General features: G+C 39.2%; 15 protein-coding genes. 8 read left to right on the plus strand and 7 right to left on the minus strand.

Translation table 11 applies throughout. From position 1 onward, the window contains the following. The 5 genes from Q8907_02865 to Q8907_02885 form a co-directional block, all read left to right on the plus strand. Positions 1-300: acetolactate synthase (locus tag Q8907_02865; GenBank protein MDP4273201.1), on the plus strand; the 300-nt coding region annotated here is incomplete at its 5' end. A gap of 118 nt (positions 301-418) precedes the next feature. Then, on the plus strand, positions 419-1,717 hold the full coding sequence (locus Q8907_02870; GenBank protein ID MDP4273202.1) for a phenylacetate--CoA ligase: 1,299 nt from the start codon (positions 419-421) through the stop codon (positions 1,715-1,717). Further along, positions 1,714-3,030 carry a pyridoxal phosphate-dependent aminotransferase gene (locus Q8907_02875; GenBank protein ID MDP4273203.1) on the plus strand — a complete coding sequence of 439 codons (1,317 nt, stop codon included), beginning with the start codon at positions 1,714-1,716 and terminating at the stop codon, positions 3,028-3,030. Before Q8907_02870 ends, Q8907_02875 begins: the two co-directional genes overlap by 4 nt. A 51-nt stretch (positions 3,031-3,081) precedes the next feature. Further along, positions 3,082-3,507, plus strand: a complete 426-nt coding sequence (locus tag Q8907_02880) for a hypothetical protein (protein MDP4273204.1) — start codon at positions 3,082-3,084, stop codon at positions 3,505-3,507. Positions 3,508-3,513: 6 nt separating this feature from the next. Continuing rightward, positions 3,514-4,140 carry a lactate utilization protein gene (locus tag Q8907_02885; protein MDP4273205.1) on the plus strand — a complete coding sequence of 209 codons (627 nt, stop codon included), beginning with the start codon at positions 3,514-3,516 and terminating at the stop codon, positions 4,138-4,140. On the opposite strand, the gene clpB is transcribed toward Q8907_02885, so the two are convergent. Further along, positions 4,135-6,726 carry an ATP-dependent chaperone ClpB gene (gene clpB / locus Q8907_02890; GenBank protein MDP4273206.1) on the minus strand — a complete coding sequence of 864 codons (2,592 nt, stop codon included), beginning with the start codon at positions 6,724-6,726 and terminating at the stop codon, positions 4,135-4,137. The genes Q8907_02885 and clpB overlap by 6 nt on opposite strands. A gap of 318 nt (positions 6,727-7,044) precedes the next feature. Here clpB and Q8907_02895 point away from each other — a divergent pair, with 318 nt between their 5' ends. Further along, positions 7,045-8,313, plus strand: a complete 1,269-nt coding sequence (locus Q8907_02895) for an aspartyl protease family protein (protein ID MDP4273207.1) — start codon at positions 7,045-7,047, stop codon at positions 8,311-8,313. Here the strand turns inward: Q8907_02895 and Q8907_02900 are convergent. After that, positions 8,306-10,471 carry a DPP IV N-terminal domain-containing protein gene (locus Q8907_02900; GenBank protein MDP4273208.1) on the minus strand — a complete coding sequence of 722 codons (2,166 nt, stop codon included), beginning with the start codon at positions 10,469-10,471 and terminating at the stop codon, positions 8,306-8,308. The two genes, Q8907_02895 and Q8907_02900, sit on opposite strands and share 8 nt — an antisense overlap. 219 nt (positions 10,472-10,690) lie before the next feature. Between Q8907_02900 and Q8907_02905 the strand changes: the two genes are divergently transcribed. Further along, positions 10,691-13,768 carry an ATP-binding cassette domain-containing protein gene (locus tag Q8907_02905; protein ID MDP4273209.1) on the plus strand — a complete coding sequence of 1,026 codons (3,078 nt, stop codon included), beginning with the start codon at positions 10,691-10,693 and terminating at the stop codon, positions 13,766-13,768. Positions 13,769-13,795: 27 nt separating this feature from the next. Here the strand turns inward: Q8907_02905 and Q8907_02910 are convergent, their stop codons facing one another. From Q8907_02910 to mltG, 4 genes are all read right to left on the minus strand, one after another. Next, on the minus strand, positions 13,796-14,173 hold the full coding sequence (locus tag Q8907_02910) for a DUF1987 domain-containing protein (protein MDP4273210.1): 378 nt from the start codon (positions 14,171-14,173) through the stop codon (positions 13,796-13,798). A 39-nt stretch (positions 14,174-14,212) separates the two neighbouring features. Next, a complete protein-coding gene (locus Q8907_02915; protein MDP4273211.1) occupies positions 14,213-14,761 on the minus strand; it encodes a SiaB family protein kinase in 549 nt (182 codons plus the stop codon). Positions 14,762-14,952: 191 nt separating this feature from the next. Then, a complete protein-coding gene (locus Q8907_02920) occupies positions 14,953-16,137 on the minus strand; it encodes a THUMP domain-containing protein (GenBank protein MDP4273212.1) in 1,185 nt (394 codons plus the stop codon). A 75-nt stretch (positions 16,138-16,212) separates the two neighbouring features. Next, complete coding sequence (gene mltG / locus Q8907_02925; GenBank protein MDP4273213.1) at positions 16,213-17,289, minus strand: endolytic transglycosylase MltG; 1,077 nt, start codon at positions 17,287-17,289, stop codon at positions 16,213-16,215. A 186-nt stretch (positions 17,290-17,475) separates the two neighbouring features. Here mltG and Q8907_02930 point away from each other — a divergent pair, with 186 nt between their 5' ends. Beyond that, positions 17,476-17,952, plus strand: a complete 477-nt coding sequence (locus Q8907_02930; protein MDP4273214.1) for a methylglyoxal synthase — start codon at positions 17,476-17,478, stop codon at positions 17,950-17,952. Here Q8907_02930 and Q8907_02935 read toward each other — a convergent pair whose 3' ends face one another. Beyond that, a complete protein-coding gene (locus Q8907_02935; protein MDP4273215.1) occupies positions 17,953-19,299 on the minus strand; it encodes a hypothetical protein in 1,347 nt (448 codons plus the stop codon). Between the last annotated feature and the right edge of the window lie 206 nt (positions 19,300-19,505).

Below are 19,505 nucleotides of genomic sequence, written 5' to 3' on the forward strand. Positions count from 1 at the left end.
GGAATTCTAAGGCTTATCGTATCCGAACCCGAAAAAGCACTTTCTTTGCTCAAAGATCGCGAATTTTCAGTAAGCCTTACCGACATCATTTCAGTAGTAACCCCCTGTCAGGCAGGGTCTTTTGCCAAAGTGCTCCAATTACTGTCTGACAAAAACATCAGCATAGAATATATGTATGCTTTTTCTATCGCCAGTAAAGCTGCATTGATGATTCGTACCGAACAGATTGAAGAAACCGTTGCCCTGCTGCAGCAAAACAATATGGAATTGCTTAGCTCAAAACAATTGGCCGAGTTCTGAAATTGAGATAATTCAGTTGATTAAGACTTATCATGGATGGATTTTCATCATTCATGAAAAAATAATGAAATTTAGACCTGTTGAAGGGAATTTTATTTTTGAATAATACAAGAGAACAATGATTTGGAACCAGACCTTTGAATGCATGAGCCGCGAGGAAATGCGCAAGTGCCAGAGCCAACGTCTGCACGATATGGTAGAACGGGTTTATCACAATGTGCCTTTTTACCGGAACAAACTTCAGGAATCCGGTATCGGGCCGGAAGATATACATACAGTTGATGACTTAAAGAGACTTCCCTTCACCCTAAAAACAGATTTAAGGGATAATTATCCCTTCGGTTTATTCAGCGTCCCTATGAGCGAAGTTGTTCGGGTACATGCTTCCTCTGGTACTACCGGAAGGCCTACTGTGGTAGGCTATACCCGCAAAGACATTGCCACTTGGGCCGAAGTTGTTGCCCGGGCTTTGACCAGTGCAGGGCTGAGCAAACACGATTTTATCCAGATTGCTTATGGTTACGGTCTATTCACCGGTGGACTAGGCGTTCATTATGGAAGTGAGAAAATCGGAGCTTCCGTTATCCCTGTTTCCGGGGGAAATACCCAAAGGCAAATTCAGATCATGCACGACTTTGGCAGTACAGCCCTTGCATGCACCCCTTCCTATGCCTTGTATCTTGCCGAAGCTATAGCCGACAGTCCATACAAAAGAGAAGAATTCAAGCTGCGTACCGGAGTTTTCGGTGCTGAACCCTGGACAAACGCCATGCGTAAAGAGATAGAAGAAAAGCTTGGAATTAAAGCTTTCGATATTTTCGGCCTCAGCGAAGTCATTGGACCCGGCGTTGCATGTGAATGCCAGTATCAGCAAGGACTTCATGTTTATGAAGATCATTTTATCCCGGAAATTATTGATCCCCAAACCCTGGAAGTCCTTCCTGAAGGAAGCGTAGGGGAATTGGTCTTTACCACCATCACTAAAGAAGGATTGCCGCTGATCCGCTACCGGACACATGATCTTTCCAGCCTGATTTATGAAAAATGCACCTGTGGAAGGACATTGGTCAGGATGACGAAATGTGCAGGACGGACGGACGATATGCTCATCATCCGCGGCGTAAATCTCTTCCCCTCACAAATAGAAACCGTTCTGATCGAAATGAACGAAACAACTCCCCATTACCTGCTTATCGTGGACAGGATCAATAACCTCGACACAATTGAACTACAGGTTGAAATTGATCCCCAGTTCGTTTCCGACAAGATTAGTCAGTTGCAAAACCTGACCAAAAAGATCAGGGACAAGATAGAAAGTGCAATTGGATTGAGCATTGATGTAAAACTGGTAGAACCCAAAACCATCGAACGCAGTGAAGGTAAAGCGAAAAGAGTGATAGACAAAAGAAAATTATGAAACAGACGCCAATTGATTTTGAAATCGTAAAACAAAAAATTAAAGAGAGCGGATTGAAAGAAGTCGGAAAATCTTCAATCCGGGAAATTGTAAAGTTAATTAGTGACATTGAAAAAGCAACAGGCCAGGAATATATCCACATGGAAATGGGCGTACCCGGCCTTGAACCTCCCCGTATGGGCATTGATGCCGAGATTGAGGCTTTGAACCGGGGAGTAGCTTCAGTTTATCCCGATATAGAAGGCCTTCCGGAACTTAAACAGGAAGCATCCCGTTTTGCAAAACTTTTTCTAAATATCGATATCAGCCCAAAATCCTGTATACCGACCGTCGGGTCCATGCAGGGAAGTTTTGCGGCATTTTTGGTAGCTAACCGCTCCGACAGAAATAAGGAAGGTACTTTGTTCATAGATCCTTGTTTTCCTGTTCATAAACAGCAATGTAAAATCCTGGGGCAAGCCTGTCAGTCGTTCGACCTTTTCAACTACAGGGGGGATAAGTTAAAGGATAAACTGGAAAGTTATTTTGCCAGCGGCAGGATATCCACTTTGCTGTATTCCAATCCCAATAATCCTTCCTGGATGTGCCTCACAGAAGAAGAACTTCAAATTATAGGTGAATTGGCCACCCAATATGATGTGATTGTTGTTGAAGACCTCGCCTACTTTGCCATGGACTTTCGTAAAAAAATGGGAACTCCCGGCAAACCTCCTTTCCAATCAACAGTTGCCCATTATACCGACAACTATTATCTAACCTTCTCAGGTTCGAAAGTATTCAGCTATGCCGGACAAAGGACAGGTTTAATTTTGATGTCAGATAAACTTTATAACAGACATTATCCTGATCTACTAAGGTATTATTCTTCCGATCATTTCGGGCATGCCGTAACTTATGGCGCCATTTATGCCCTGACGGCAGGGGCGCCCCATTCAACGCAATATGGAATGGCTGCCATGCTTAAGGCCGTAAACGACGGCACCTACGATTTCGTCAAAGACATCAGCGAATATGGCAGAAGAGCTCAAATGATGAAAAAAATGTTCATCGATAACGGTTTTAAAATCGTTTATGACAAGGATATTGACCAGCCGGTTTCGGACGGCTTTTATTTCACCATCATTTATCCGGGGATGAGCGGTTCACAGCTGATTGAAGAACTGTTGTTTTACGGAATCAGTGCTATTTCCCTTGATATCACCGGAAGTGAGTTTGAAGGGCTCCGGGCCTGTGTGTCGCAATTCAGAAATGATCAAATTCCCGCACTGGAAGAACGGTTGAAGAAATTCAGGGAACATCATCCCTTAAATTAACTCAAAAGGTGAAGGCCAGACAAGGGCTTTCACCTTTTTTATTTTATTTCCATGTTATCTGATAAAACAAAAACCAGAATAAAAAGAATTTGGATTACAGCTATAGTCCTGCTGTTTTTTAATGCTGCATCAGCAATATGGGGAGGCCTGGGACTTATATTTGATCCTTCAGGAAAATTGATGCAGATGCCCCTTTCAATGTTAAGATATTCGCCATTTACCAATTTCCTTATTCCCGGCATTATTCTCTTTACCTTTAATGGGCTTTTCAGTACCGTGACCGGAATTCTTGCCCTCCTTAAAAACAGGTATTATCCTTATCTGACCATATTACAGGGATGCATTTTAACCATCTGGTTGATTGTGGAAATCATCATGTTGAGATCATTTTATTTTCCACTGCATTTTCCCTATTTGATGGTGGGTACAGGGATGATCCTGACCGGATATGCACTAACAAATTTTTTAAAACAATAAATTTCCATGTACGATTTATCTGAACTAAAAAAACAACTTGAGAAAAATAATTTTGAAACCTATATTTCCAAAGATCCTGAAGAAGCGAAATCCATCTTCTTTGAAAAAATTTTCAAAATAGAAAAGCCCGCTTCCCTTTGTTGGGGAGATTCATTGACTCTTTATTCCACCCATGTCCTTGATGAACTTAAACAGGATAAAAACCTGCAGGTCATCGATCCATTTGACAGCACCCTGACCTGGAAAGAACAGATTGACAGGCGGAAAAAAGCTTTTACCTGCGATATGTTCCTGACCGGGACAAATGCCGTGACTGCCAAAGGCCAACTGGTCAACCTGGATATGGTAGGAAACCGGGTCGCAGCCCTAACCTTCGGCCCGCGAAAAGTAGTCCTGTTTATCGGGAAAAACAAGATTGTCAAGGACCTGGATGAAGCCTTTCAAAGAGTGAAGAAAATTGCCCCGCTAAATGCCCTTCGTCACCCCAACATGAAAACGCCCTGTCAAAAAACGCTTCAGTGCATAGATTGTAAAAGCCCGCAAAGGCTTTGCAACACCTGGACAATTACAGAGAAATCTTTTCCAAAAAACAGAATTAAAATCATTTTAATCGACCAGGAATTGGGATTATAAATGTTTGAACGACAACCCGTTTTTATCGCAATCGATCCTGATTTCCTTATCTTTATTGATATCGCCTGCCAATACATGTTTTGACAATTCATTCAGGATATACTTCTGCATAGTCCGTTTAATGGGCCTTGCACCAAACTGAGGATCAAAACCCGCATTAGCGATCCAGTCAATAGCCGCATCAGTAATAGACATCTTCACCTCATTAGCCTCCATCATCTTTTGTATATGGGCAAACTGTAATTTCACAATCTGCCTGATTTCGGACCTTGTCAAAGGAGTAAACATGATCAGTTCGTCAATACGGTTTAAAAATTCAGGGCGAATGGTCCTTTTCATCAATTCAAAAAGTTGGTTCTTTGTCCTTTCAATTACTTCATCCCGGTTAGCGTCCGTAAGATGTTCGAAATTTTCCCTGATCAGATCAGATCCCACATTGGAGGTCATGATGATAATGGTGTTTTTAAAATTCACCACCCGGCCTTTGCTATCGGTCAGACGGCCGTCATCAAGCACCTGCAGAAGGATATTGAATACATCCGGATGAGCTTTCTCTATTTCATCGAGCAACACCACCGAATAAGGCTTTCTACGGACAGCCTCGGTCAGTTGTCCACCTTCCTCGTATCCCACATATCCCGGAGGTGCTCCGATGAGCCGGGAAACAGAAAAGCGTTCCTGATATTCAGACATATCGATACGGGTCATCATATTTTCATCGTTAAACAGGAACTCAGCCAAAGCTTTGGCCAGTTCTGTTTTACCGACACCGGTAGTCCCCATAAACAGGAAAGAGCCAATAGGCCTTCTGGCATCCTGCAACCCGGCACGGTTACGCCGAATAGCATTGGAAATAGCTTCAATAGCTTCCTCCTGCCCTACTACCCGTTTATGCAAATCATTCTCCATGGAAAGAAGTTTTTCCCTTTCGCTCTGCAACATTTTATTAACCGGAATGCCCGTCCATTTTGAAACAATTTCCGCAATATCCTCACTGCCCACTTCTTCGCGGATTAAAATCGAATCGGTTTGTTTCTTCTTCAGTTCTTCCTTTAAAGCCTCAATGTTATGTTCCGCTTCTTTAATCCTTCCATAGCGCAGTTCAGCAACCAATCCATAATTTCCATTGCGTTCGGCCTGTTCGGCTTGCAATTTGAAGTTTTCAATATCCGATTTATTCTTTTGAATCTGATCGACCAGGCCTTTTTCTTCCTGCCATTTTGCGCGCAACCTGGCCCTTTCCTCGTTCAAATCGGCCAACTCCTTTTCAATATCCCTGAGTTTAACCTGTTCGCCTTCCCGTTTGATGGCCTCACGTTCAATTTCAAGCTGCTGAATATGGCGTTCCACTTCATCAACCTCCTCCGGAACAGAATCCATCTCAAACCTAAGCTTTGCGGCTGCCTCATCAATCAGGTCAATGGCCTTATCGGGCAGAAAACGATTGGTAATATAGCGCTGCGAAAGTTCAACAGCCGAGATGATGGCTTCATCCTTAATCCTTACCCTATGATGACTTTCATAGCGTTCCTTCAGACCCCGCAAGATAGATATTGAGCTCAACACATCAGGTTCGTCAATCATAACAATCTGGAAACGCCGTTCCAGAGCTTTATCTTTTTCAAAATATTTCTGGTATTCATTCAGGGTAGTGGCACCAATAGCCCTCAAATCGCCTTTTGACAGAGCAGGTTTGAGGATATTTGCAGCATCCATGGCCCCTTCGCTTTGTCCGGCGCCCACCAAAGTATGAATTTCATCTATAAAAAGGATGACCTCGCCATTGGATTCCACCACTTCTTTCACCACTCCTTTCAACCTCTCCTCAAATTCGCCTTTATATTTTGCACCGGCAATAAGAGCGCCCATATCCAGAGAGAATATCTGCCTCGATTTCAAGTTTTCAGGAACATCACCATTCACAATCCGCTGAGCAAGGCCTTCGGCAATAGCAGTCTTACCGACACCCGGCTCTCCTATCAGAATAGGATTGTTCTTTGTACGCCTTGAAAGGATTTGCAATACCCTTCTGATTTCCTCGTCCCTGCCGATGACCGGATCGAGCTTACCCTGACGGGCTTTCTCATTCAGATTAATGGCAAAGCGGTTGAGTGAATTAAAGGTATCTTCAGCGGTCTGACTGGTTACCTTTGAACCTTTACGAAGTTCCTTAATAGCTTTGGCCAGATCTGATTTAGAAATCCCATTATCTTTAAGCATCTGTGAAATGCTGTCTCCCAAAGCCAGTATCCCCAGGAATAAGTGTTCGACAGAAACAAACTGATCGCCATACTCCTTTGAGAAATTCATGGCTTTCATCAGCGCATTGCTTGCATCATTCGACAGATAAGGTTCCCCGCCGCTCACCTTGGGATATGATTCAATAATCTTGTCCAATACAGAGGATATCCTGTTTAAATTCGCCCCAAGTTTATTCATCAAAAAGGAAATAAGACTCTCAGAGGTTTCTATAATTCCTTTAAGCAAATGTCCCGTTTCCACTGCCTGTTGACCATGTCCCTGGGCAATGGTGAAAGCCTGTTGAATAGCTTCCTGTGACTTGATTGTAAAATTATCAGTATTCATGATTTTATCTATTTTCTCAGACCTTTCTACAAATCTGCAGCCAATATAAAAACGCAGGAAAATTAAGACATTTTGTCAACAAACACACAACAACAGCTGACATTTTTACAGATTTCATTCAATGATAAATTTTTTTAATTAATCCTTACTAATATTTTATATATCATTACAAGACATAAGATGTTTTTCCTGTCCGCAGGAAAAAACAAAAAACTGCTTATTGTTAAAAAATAACAAAATTTATTATTTAAAAAAGGAGAAAAACGGAATAAGTTATCATAAATTTAAATACATTTACTATAGCCTAAAACCACTTAGATGAAGCCACCACAAAAAGGAAAGTTTTTATATAAAACCTGTCTTTTTATTTTGTTAGTTATTACGGAGACATTTTGTATTTATGCTCAAAGTAATCCCAAGAAATTTATCATTACCGATTCCAAAAAAAAATCATATTCTTTACCCTTTAAATTAATCAGCAATCTGATCATCATTCCGGTAAAAATCAACAAATCAGACACTTTCCAGTTTGTCCTGGACACGGGCTTAAATGCAACCATTCTGGCCGATTATTCGGAACGCGACAGCATGACCTACAAATATTCCAGGCCAATTCGATTGCACGGACTGGGTGACGACCAGACCTTAAATGCCCTGCATACTTTCGAAAACGAAATTACTATAGGTAAAATACACGGCATGCACCAGGATGTATGTATATTACTTGACAAAAGGCTTGATTTATCTTCAAAATTAGGGACCAGAATAAATGGATTGATCGGCTACAGCCTGATCAAAGATTTCATCCTGGAAATAAACTATGAACGGAAGCTGCTCACCTTTTACAATCCCAAAACTTATGTTTATAAAAAGAGGCGGAAATCAATGACCATTCCCCTCAATATGGATGACACCAAGCCCTATATCAATGCAAAAATCACCCTGGAAAATGGCGTGGAAATCCCCGTTCGATTGCTCATTGACAGTGGGGCCAGTTATTCCATCTGGCTCTTGCCCAATTCCAACGACAGCATCAAAATGCCCCAGAAAGTAATCAATGCTTACCTGGGAAGCGGATTAAACGGGGATGTTTATGGGCAACTGGGAAGAATCAAAAAAGTAGCCGTAGGCAATCAGGAAATGAATCAGGTGATAACCGCCTTCCCGGATTCTGCTTACCTTAGCAGTCTGACTGAACTCGATAAACGAAATGGAAGTATAGGTGAAGAAATTCTTAGAAAATTCACCGTTCTACTTGACTACAGGAATGAGAAAATCACCCTGACTCCCAACTCGACATTTAAGGACCCCTTTACTTACAACATGAGTGGTATTGAAATTGCAGCCATTTTCCCCGGATTGAGAATTTATACCATCACCAATATCAGTGAGGGCTCACCTGCCGACTTGGCCGGATTGAAAAGAGATGACATCATCATATCAATCAACGGACAACCTTGTCAAAACCTCACTATTAGCGATATTCTCTATATGTTTGAACGAAGAGAAGGTAAAAAGCTAAAGGTAGAGGTTTTGAGAAACGGGCAAACCATTAAAACCAGTTTCCGGCTTGTCAGGGCTATTTGAGATATTCATCAAAATATTCGGTAACCTTGCGCATCAAATGTATCCTGTCGGTTCCCCTTACATTATGTTCGTGCGTAGGATAAACGAAATAGTCCACCAACACTTTATTATCTATGCAAGCCTTTAAAAAGGTCAGGCTATGTTGCCAAACAACTGTAGAATCAAGGCAGCCATGAATAATCAATAATTTTCCCTTCAAATTCTGCACATAATTTTTCAAATCGCACTGCTGATATCCTTCCGGATTTTCCTGAGGCATATCCATATAGCGTTCTCCATACATTACCTCATAATATTTCCAGTCAATCACAGGCCCGCCGGCAACACCCACTTTAAAAGTTTCAGGATGGTGAAGCATCAACGAAGTAGTCATAAATCCGCCAAAACTCCAACCATGTACGCCAATACGGGTACTGTCTATATAAGGCAGGCTTTTCAGAAATTCGACTCCTTTCATCTGATCAGCCATTTCATTCTGCCCCAAATGCCTGTGGATAATGCTTTCAAAGGCCATGCCCCGGTTTGAAGAGCCCCTGTTGTCGAGCATAAAGCAAACATAACCCTTTCCGGCCATATATTGCTGCCATAAATCAATACCGATATGCCATTCATTGGTGACCAGCTGGTCATGCGGCCCGCCATAAACATAAACAACGACCGGATATTTTTTATGAGGATCGAAATCAACCGGTTTAACCAGCCTGTAATATAAATCCGTTGTCCCATCAGCTGACTTGAGGGTAGAGACAGTTTCTTCGCCAAGTTTATAATCAGCTAATTTATTGGGAGCTGTGAGTAAAGTGGATAATCGTTTTCCCTTTGTATTACAAACTTCAATTTTATTGGGAATAGTAGTACTGTTGTACTGGTCAATAAAAAGATTTCCGGCAGCATCGAACTTCGTATGATGGGTACCCTGAACAGAAGTAAGAGCTTCCACATTGCCTGATGAAATTTTTACTTTATAAGTCTGCCGGTCCAAGGGACTTTCTTTTGTTGAAGCGAAGAAAACATTTTCACTTTTCACATCATCTCCGTATAAATCCAAGACTTCCCAAGGGCCACTGGTCAATTGCCTGATCAATTTCCCTTCTGTGGTGTACAAATAAAGGTGGTTATACCCATCGCGCCTGCTTTGCCAGATAAACTCATCAGGTTGGGCTTTCAAAAAATAAAGAGGATTCAAAGGTTCAACATAACGGTTATCCGTCTCTTCAAAAAGAGTTTTTACTTTTTGGCCGGTGGCAACCTCATATTTATTTAGCCAGAGATGATTCTGTTCACGGTTAAGAACCGCAATGTAAATGTATTTTTCAGAAGGATCCCAGGAAATATTTGTCAGATACTGTTCAGAAGATTTATCATTTTCTATAAACAGAGTTTTACCAGTTTTTATATCATAGACACCCAGGGAGACATGTTCGCTCTTTTCTCCAGCCATTGGATATTTAATATTTTTAAGAGTAGCAATCCGCTGAGTAACATCCACCAAAGGGTAATCGGTCACATTGGATTCGTCCTTGCGGTAAAATGCCAGGTAATCACCTTTGGGTGACCAAAATATCCCCTTATTTATACCGAATTCATTACGGCTTACTATATTCCCGTTAACAATATTCAAGTCGCTGTCATGAGTGATATCTTTGACCACAGCATCTTTATCCAGCAAATAAAGATTATTTCCCAAGGTATAAGCCAAAGCATCATTCTGAAAAGATAAGTTTACATTTTTTGCCCGCCCGTCATACTTGAGATTTTTTTCCAGTTTTTTCTGTAAGACATTGTAAATCAGAAAGTGGTTGTCCCATTGAAAAGCAATTGAATTTCGATCAATCCATTTGAAATCCGGGAAAAAATCAAGATTTTTAATATCATTTTTTTGCAAAACAGCATTTAGCGTGTAAATGTCAACCAAAAGTGTTTTCTTACCGCTTATCTTGTCAATCTGCTCGATTGCATTCCCACCTTCGTCGACAAAAGTAAGGGTTTCATCACCTGCCCTCCATTGCAACTGTGTTAATGTTTGAGGGTAAAATTCCCGGTAACGCCCCAGGGTAGCCTGATCAATAGTTAAGTTCCTGTTCTGGGCAATAAGTTCAAAAGGAAAAAGGTCGGCTAAAAAAAAGAATAAGAAAAGTTGAAAAAATCGCTTCATCATAAAAAAATTATCTAAATAGTTGGTGTAAAAGCAAATAATGAATAAATTCGATAAAAAATAAACTTTTAACTAAATAAAATCCGTTTGTTATTTTTTAATTTAATTACAAAGGTAATAAAACAACCCCTTAAGTATAAAAGATTTTATCCTGGCAGGAGAAATAATTTTCTTTAAAATTTGATTAAAAACATATACTTTTAAAGTCATTTAAACAAATGTATGAGTGAGCAGATCTTAAAAGCCCTGATGCAATTATTTGCCATCATTGCCCGTCCTGAAGGCAGATCGAAAGACAGGAGGGTAATAGTGGAGAATATTCTTAAAAAGCAGCTAAACCAGGAACTTGTTGCCGAATATTTAAAAGAATTTGACCGGTATTGTGCCATTCATCAGGACAGGCAAAAAGAAACCGACAAGTTAAAGAAAAGGACATCGGCCAGCTCAGTCCGGATATTGGTGATTTGCACCGAAATAAATGAAGAACTCACTCAAAATCAAAAAGTAATTGTTTTAGACCAGTTACTTGAATTCGTCAAATCAGACAATCATCAAACCGATGAAATAACAGAACAGGAATTTGCTTTCATCAGTACCGTTGCCGATACTTTTAACATTCCAGAAATAGAATATAAGCGGATCAAATCGTTTGTATTAAATCCCTTTGAGCAAGTCCCCAATTCGTCAAAAATTGCAGTCATTGACAATAACCGTGATTTCGTCTCTGAAAAAACCAAACATATTTATTCGGAATTTCTTGAAGGTCAGATTCGTATATTAAATGTAGCCAGCACCAACATGTACCTCATCCGCTATATAGGCAAGAGCGAAATGTACATGAACGGGCAGTTGCTCCAGCACGACAAGGTTTATGTATTCAATATCGGAGCCTCCATCCGCAACCCTCAAATCACGCCCATCTATTACAGTGATATTGTAGGTATTCTCAACGAAGCCACCTTTAACTCAAAAATCACCCTTGAGGTCAATCATCTGGAATATAAATTCAGCAATGGCAAACAAGCCATCCACAAGCTGGATTTCTCCGAAAAATCGGGTAAACTGGTAGGTATAATGGGAGCCAGCGGTGCCGGTAAGTCCACATTGCTCAATGTGCTGAATGGATCAGAAAAGCCCACAAAAGGGGAAGTACTGATCAATGGCATCAACATCCATACCGATAAGAATAAAATTGAAGGGCTTATTGGTTATGTATCACAGGACGACTTACTTATTGAGGAACTCACCGTTTATCAGAACCTGTATTACAATGCAAAATTGTGTTTCAGCAATTATAGCGGGCAGCAGATTGATGAAGCAGTCAATAAAATGTTGGAGAACCTTGGTTTATTAGAGATCAAAGATACCCAGGTAGGCAATCCCTTCCATAAAAAAATCAGCGGAGGGCAGCGTAAACGACTGAATATCGCCCTTGAACTGATCAGGGAACCCTCTGTCCTTTTCCTGGATGAACCCACCTCCGGTCTTTCTTCAAGAGATTCGGAAAATATCATGGATCTCCTAAAGGAATTATCCCTTAGGGGAAAACTGGTGTTTGTGGTGATCCATCAGCCCTCATCGGATATTTTTAAAATGTTCGACCGGCTGCTTATTTTAGATTATGGCGGTTATTTGATTTATAACGGGAATCCCATCGATTCGATTATCTATTTTAAATCCAGGGTGCATCAGGCCAACTGTAATGAAAGTGAATGCCATTCCTGCGGAAATGTTAATCCCGAACAAATTTTCAACATTGTAGAGGCTCATGTGCTGGATGAAGAGGGCAAAATTACCCATACCCGTAAGATTTCGCCCAAGGAATGGAACGAATTCTATAATAAATATCAAAAAAGCAACCGCAAACCGCTGACTGCTGTCAAAAAAATTCCTGAAATTTCTTTTAAAATCCCGCACTGGTTTAACCAGTTCCGGGTTTTTATAAAACGGGATGTGCTTTCCAAACTTGCCAACAAACAATATCTGGTAATCAATCTTCTTGAAACGCCCATCCTCGCGTTTCTGCTGTCGTATATCATCAAGTACCGTAATGTAAACATTACCAACAAGTTTGGTTATACTTTCAATGACAACAGCAACCTTCCGGTTTACATTTTCATGTCGGTCATAGTTGCCATTTTTATTGGATTAACAGTAAGTGCTGAAGAAATCATTAAGGACAGAAAAATACGCAAACGGGAAACCTTTCTAAACCTGAGCTGGTCGGCCTATCTGATGTCCAAGATATTTGTACTGCTGGTAATTTCGGCAATTCAATCATTTTTGTTTGTGGTGATCGGCAATTCCATCATAGAGGTAAAAGGAATGTTTCTGGAATACTGGCTGATCTTATTCAGCACCTGGGTTGCAGCAAATCTGATGGGACTGGTCATTTCCGACAGTTTTAAAACAGTCGTAACAATCTATATTCTCATTCCTTTTCTGGTAATCCCTCAAATCATCCTTAGTGGAGTATTGGTAAAATACGAAAAAATAAATCCCAGTATATCTTCTCCCGAGAATATTCCGCTTTACGGAGAAATCATTATTGCCCGATGGGCTTATGAGGCACTTGCCGTATATCAGTTCAAGGAAAACCGATATGAAAAGCCTCTGTACAAGTATGATAAAGCAATGAGTATTGCCGAATATAAAAGGACTTATTGGATCAAAAATTTAAGAAATAAAGTCGATGAATTTGAAGAAAATCCGGACCTGGATAAAAAGAAAGTTACTGACAATTTCATCACCTTAAAAAATGAAATAAGCCAGGAGAATTCAGCAAACCAGTTAATTCAATATAAAGGAATCAATCAATTGGGACAGGGATATCCCGATGAAAAGACGCTTAAAAAGCTCAAATCCTACCTGGATGAATTGAACAATTATTATATAGAACTTTACAATAAAGCCAATGCAGAAAAAGACAAGTTGATTTCTTCTTTTCAGACTACCGAAAAACAGAAGCAGGAATTTTTAAAAATTAAAAGGGAATATGATAACGAATCTTTGCGCGAGCTGGTAACCAATTCAAATGAAACAGATCGAATTGTGGAATATCACCATCATCTTTATCAGAAAATTGATCCCGTCTTTTATGATTCGCCGGACAAGTTTATCAAAGCTCATTTTTATGCCCCAAGAAAACAAATCATGGGAGCTTATCTAAGCACTTTTGTAATTAATCTGATTATCATCTGGCTAATTACGGTCCTTTTTTATGTTGCCCTCTATTTTAGATGGCTGAAAAAATTATTATTTCTATTTGGCCCTGAAAAGAAAGAGCACTCATCCTATTGAAAATCGTAAAGGCTAAAACCTAAAAATTTACTGGATCTCGACCATGTTAAAAGGAACATGAATAATAGATTCATAATCCTCACCAGCCTCCAGCATATCCTCGTCATCTTCCTCGTAATACCAGTTAATATTAACCGGATGGTTGTTTTTATAAATAGCCTCAAGTTTTTTAAAGACATCGAGAATACATTTCGAAGAACTGGTATTGAAATATTCGAGTTGAATATTCACAACAGTAGATCCCTGTGCATTTTGAGCATAATTTTCAAGCCAGTCAACCAATGGCTTATAAAATTCGATTGAGTTTTCAGGTATAGAACGTCCTTTGATTTCAATAATGCCTTTACTTGCATCAAAGTTAACAGTAGGCGTTTTTTGTGTTCCTTCAACAAAAAGTGATTCCATACTTGTTATAATTAATTTAATTACTTACCAAACAAAAAATTATGAGACAGAAATGTTCAATGTGAATAAATAATAATCTCCATTAAATTCATTAAATATATACTGCATTTTGTTACCAGTTTTACGGGCAATATCAACAAAACCCAGACCACCGCCTCCTTTTGACGTAAGCCTTTGATGGTTTAAAATAAACTTATACATTTCTTTCAACTCTTCTTCTGTCAGAGAGTTTATCTTATCAATTCTATCTTTTAAAAATTTTATTTTAGTGGTTAAAATAAAATTCGTTGTTGAGATAACATATTCCTTGCCTTCTTTAGAAACAACCAGTATGCCAAAATTAGGATCAAAGTCAAATCCGCTATTTTCAGGAGGATTATCCAGGTGATGATATAAATTTTGTAAGGTTTCAACCATCACATTGTAAATCCTTCTTTTTAACTTTCCATCTTCTTTTGTTTCATTCAACTTTATTTCAATAGCCTCGAGTACATAGTCAATTAATTCAGATGTAATACATCCTTTATAAGCCAAAAGGATGTTTTTCTCGTATAACTCATCATAAAAATGCTCTAAATCAAAATTCATCTGGGATTAAATTTCGCCTTACGTTTAACAGAATAAAAAAGCCCAAATCACTATACCTCTAACCTATTCCAACCACTAAAAATCTATTCTTTAATCTTTTTAAAATTAAAAATTTTTTAAGGACAATCTTATTTTTTACCTATTTTTTTAAGTAAAAAATAAAATATCTAACTTAAACTTTCATCCTGTTGCTATTCTTCAGTAGAGGACAGAACCGGATTGCTTTTTCTTGAACCTGCATAAAGCAGGAACCTTTGGAATTTACATTCCAGGGCCCCATTATAAAGAGTATAAGTTTTATCGGGATGTAAGCCAAAATACTTCAAAGCATCAAAATTACTGCTGATAATCCAGGCATCGAAACCTGTATATTCCTTCTTGAGATGATCGCCCACTGCTTTATAGAAACTAAAGATATTGGTTTTTCTCATTCTTTCTCCGTAAGGAGGGTTGGTAACCAGCAATCCTTTATGTTGAAAAGCGGCTCCGGATGTTTCTTCGAAAGAACAAACATTTAACTTAACTTTATTATGCAGGGAAGCATTTCTCAAATTTGTACGTGCAATCTGAATGGCTTTGGAAGAGATGTCCGAACCAACTATCTCGCAGTTAAAATCCCTAGTAGAAGAATCATCTTCAGTGACTTCACTGAACAAATCCGGATCAAAATCCAACCAGTTTTCAAAGCCAAAACGCTTTCTATAGATACCCGGAGGGATACCCATAGCAATAAGCGCAGCCTCAATCAGAAGAGTGCCAGAGCCACACATGGGGTCAACAAAATCTGTTTTGCCCTCCCAACCGGAAAGCATAATCATCCCGGCAGCAAGCACCTCATTCAGAGGGGCTATATCAGTGGAAACCCTGTACCCTCTTTTATGCAAGGAATCTCCCGAACTGTCAAGAAGTACATCACAATTATCTTCTGAAATATGTATATTAATCCGGATAGAAGGATTCTCCAAATCCACAGAAGGACGTTTGCCAATTCTTTCCCTAAACTGATCAACAATGGCATCCTTTACCTTAAGTTCCACATATTGAGAGTTGTTGAAATATTTTGAATTAACCACAGCATCTATAGCAATAGTATGCCCGAGTTTAATATACTGACTCCAGTCAAAATCATAGATCGCCTTATAAAGTTGATCGTTATCTGATGCCTGAAAAGAAAATACAGGTTTCAAAATTCTTAAAGCTGTACGCAGGTTAAAGTTAGCCCTATACATCATTTTTTTGTCACCGGTAAACGACACTGCCCTTTTCAAGATAGTGACCTCTTCAGCCCCTAAATCGTTCAACTCCTTTGCCAAAACGCCTTCCAATCCTACAAAAGTCTTGGCAATCATTTTATATTTCTCGACACTACTTTCCATAAAAATCTAAATCAAATTCAAATCGTAATTTACGATAAACTATACTAAAGAAACCTGCTATTAATAATATTATGATTATTTAAAAATATTGCGTTGGTTCAAAGCTTTCTGATACCTGATGGCATTCTGTTTATGTTGCGGTACCGTACTTGCAAAATTATGATAACCCGAAAAATCCTCTTTGGCACAAAAATATAAATAATTGTGATGTTTATAATTCAGCACGGAATTGATAGCAGCTAAAGAAGGGATGCATATAGGCCCAGGGGGTAAACCCTCATACAAATATGTATTGTAAGGGGATTTTACTTCCAAGTCTTTATTCAGCACACGTTTGATGGTAAAATCATTTAAAGCAAAACGGATTGTCGGATCAGCCTGAAGTTTCATTCCTTTATTCAGCCGGTTCATATAAACCCCGGCAATTTTAGGCATTTCGTCAACTTTATTTGATTCTTCACTAACAATAGAAGCCAGGGTAATCACTTCAACCTTACTTAAACCGATGTTCTTGGCTTTAGCAATCCGGCTGTCCGTCCAAAACCTATTATACTCATTATACATCTTCCCCAAAAATTTCTTTGCAGAAGTATTCCAGTAAATATCATAAGTATTGGGGATGAACATGGCCATAACTGTGGCCGGTTTAAAGTTATATTTTGAAAGAAAATCGGCATCATTGAGCAGGTCAAGTACTGCCTCTTTTTTAGCTTCAATCTGAGAAGCAATTTTTTCAGCAAACTCATCCTTTGTGCGGATACTGTTGAAAACCAGATGAACAGGTTCCTGCTCTCCCGAACGCAACAGCTTAATAAGACTGTTGTTACTCATGTGGTTTTTTAATTTATAACGGCCAGGATGTACATGGTGACGATAGTTCATCTTTTCAGCCAGCCATTCGAACGAACGTTTGTTGACAATATAATTTTTTTCGTACAAAAGATTGCTTACATCTTCCAGTTTAGAACCAGTAGGGATACAGACATACGATGTCTTTTGACCATGCAAAACAACATTGGACATGTATATCTCCCTGAAGGTCTCAAATCCCTTAATAAAGACTATGAACATCAGTAAAGCCAACGCTGAAATAAGTATCTTTACTGTAAGGCTTTGCTTTTTAAAACTAAAAAATTTCTTTTTCCTTGCCATTCAAATAAAAAATAAAACGCATCAATTTCGAAATGTCTTTTAAAAACAAAAAACATCTCAAATTTTATGCGACAAAAGTAATATTTATTTTTTGAATGGTTAGGGAAAATAATGACATAGATATATCGAAAATTTCTTTAGTTTTGTTCGGAATTAACTTCTTTGCCAACTAAAAAATCAATGAATATGGATAAAGTGAAACGAATTGCTCTGGTAGCTCATGACCATACCAAAAAAGATATGGAAGAATGGGTTGAATGGAACTGGAAAGAACTTGTAAACCACAAAATTGTCTGTACAGGCACTACAGGGAAGTTAGTGGAAGAAACATTGAACCGGAAAATTGAGGAAGAAGGACTTCCTCCAATGAAATATCCCGTCGTAAAATTAAAAAGTGGCCCGCTGGGAGGAGACATGCAATTGGGTGGTTTAATCAGTCAGGGAGAAATTGATATTGTAATATTCTTCTGGGATCCCATGTTTACTCAGCCCCATGATGTTGATGTAAAAGCGCTTTTAAGAATCACGGTACTTTACAATGTACCTACTGCAAGTAACCGTTCCACTGCAGATTTCATCATTTCATCTGAATTATTTCACAAGAAATACGCCCCCATACCGAATGATTTCAGCGATTATATCAACCGGAAAATACACTTATAATTAATAAAGGAAATTCAGGTTAATATAGAAACCTGAATTTCCATCCCTTCTATCTGTGGCCATTCCATAATCAAAAGCCACAATAAAATTCTCATTCAGGGCAAAATGTAATCCCCCTCCACAGGAAACATGAGGTTTTTCAGCATTATCTGCAAAGAAGTATCTTTGATCCTGAGGCACCCCGGCAATATCAAATTTATATTTACGGGTTACCATACCCGCATCTGCAAAACCACTTAGTGCGATATAGAAATTCTGCTTAAAAAGCATAGTCCTTAAAAACTTATAGCGCAATTCAGCATTCGAATACGCGAAACCATCTCCTACTACCCGGTCACGCAATATGCCCCTCATATTTTTTGCCCCTCCCAAACCGTCATAGGTCTGATAAGAACTTAACATATAAGGCAACATGTAAAAAGGAATGTGTCCGCTAAGTTTTGTTTGCCAGCCAATGCGGCAAGCCAGTGAAAGTTTTTTCTCAGCCAGGGTAAAATATTGGTGGTGGATAAGGGCTAACTGGGTATAGTCAAACTTTTTATTCCCCGTAAAAGAAGGGGCAACCATCAACATGGCTTCGGTCCATATCCCCTTCATCGGATTGGGCTCATTATCCCGGCTATCGTATATTAGCCCCAGTTTTAAGAAATTGCTGGTACCGCCTTTCGCCTGACCGGCGGGAATAATACCCCAGCTAACATAGCGATCGTATAATCCCGGGACATCAGGCAACTTATCTTTTTCAGCTTTGCCCTCATTCAGTTTCCCTATGTCTACAGAAGAAACTTTTGTGTCAAAAACAGCAATTCCTGCCAGCCATCTCAGGTTATTATCTGTTAATTTCCCCTGGAGATCGGTTGTAAACTTCAGCAGGCGGCGGTCACAACGGTAAAAAACCCTGGAAATATATTGGTTGCTTTGTTCATCTTCCAAAGCATGGTTATAATAAGCCTGGTATCCGTTAAATCCATAAAAATTAAGTGTCTGTTCCGTCAAAAAACTCAGGTCAGAAGTGATACGGATTTTCCAGGGAAGAAGATATTTTGAATCAAAAAAAATCTGATTAATGCCGCTGCCTTTGGTAGTACGTGACCATTCAAAATAAATAGAATAAAGATAATTAGGATAAATATCACCTTTACCGTAATTAAAAAGATTTACTACAGCACCATATTTAAAACCTATGTCAGTATCAAAACCCAGGGCAGGTACAGCACCAAAGCTCCAACCTTTTTTGGTTTTAACACTATCGGCTTTTGAATTTCCCTCAAGCGTAGTATCCTGTTGTCCCCAAAGGTTACAATAGAAAAAGCACAGGAAAAGAACTGGCAAAATCTTCTTTCCCATCAACAGAGTTGAAGAATAACAACAGAAAATCTTACCCAATATCATTTTTCCAATATCTTACACTCTGATCATTCAGAATTAATCAAACTTGGATTTAATAAACCAGAAATCATGCATCACAATACCAAAGGTGACCAGGGTATAATTCTCCCGGAATAGGATATTGGAAACATTGCCTTTTTGTCCCTCTTGAACGCCAATATGCA

This window comes from Bacteroidota bacterium (assembly GCA_030706565.1).
Lineage (GTDB): Bacteria > Bacteroidota > Bacteroidia > Bacteroidales > JAUZOH01 > JAUZOH01.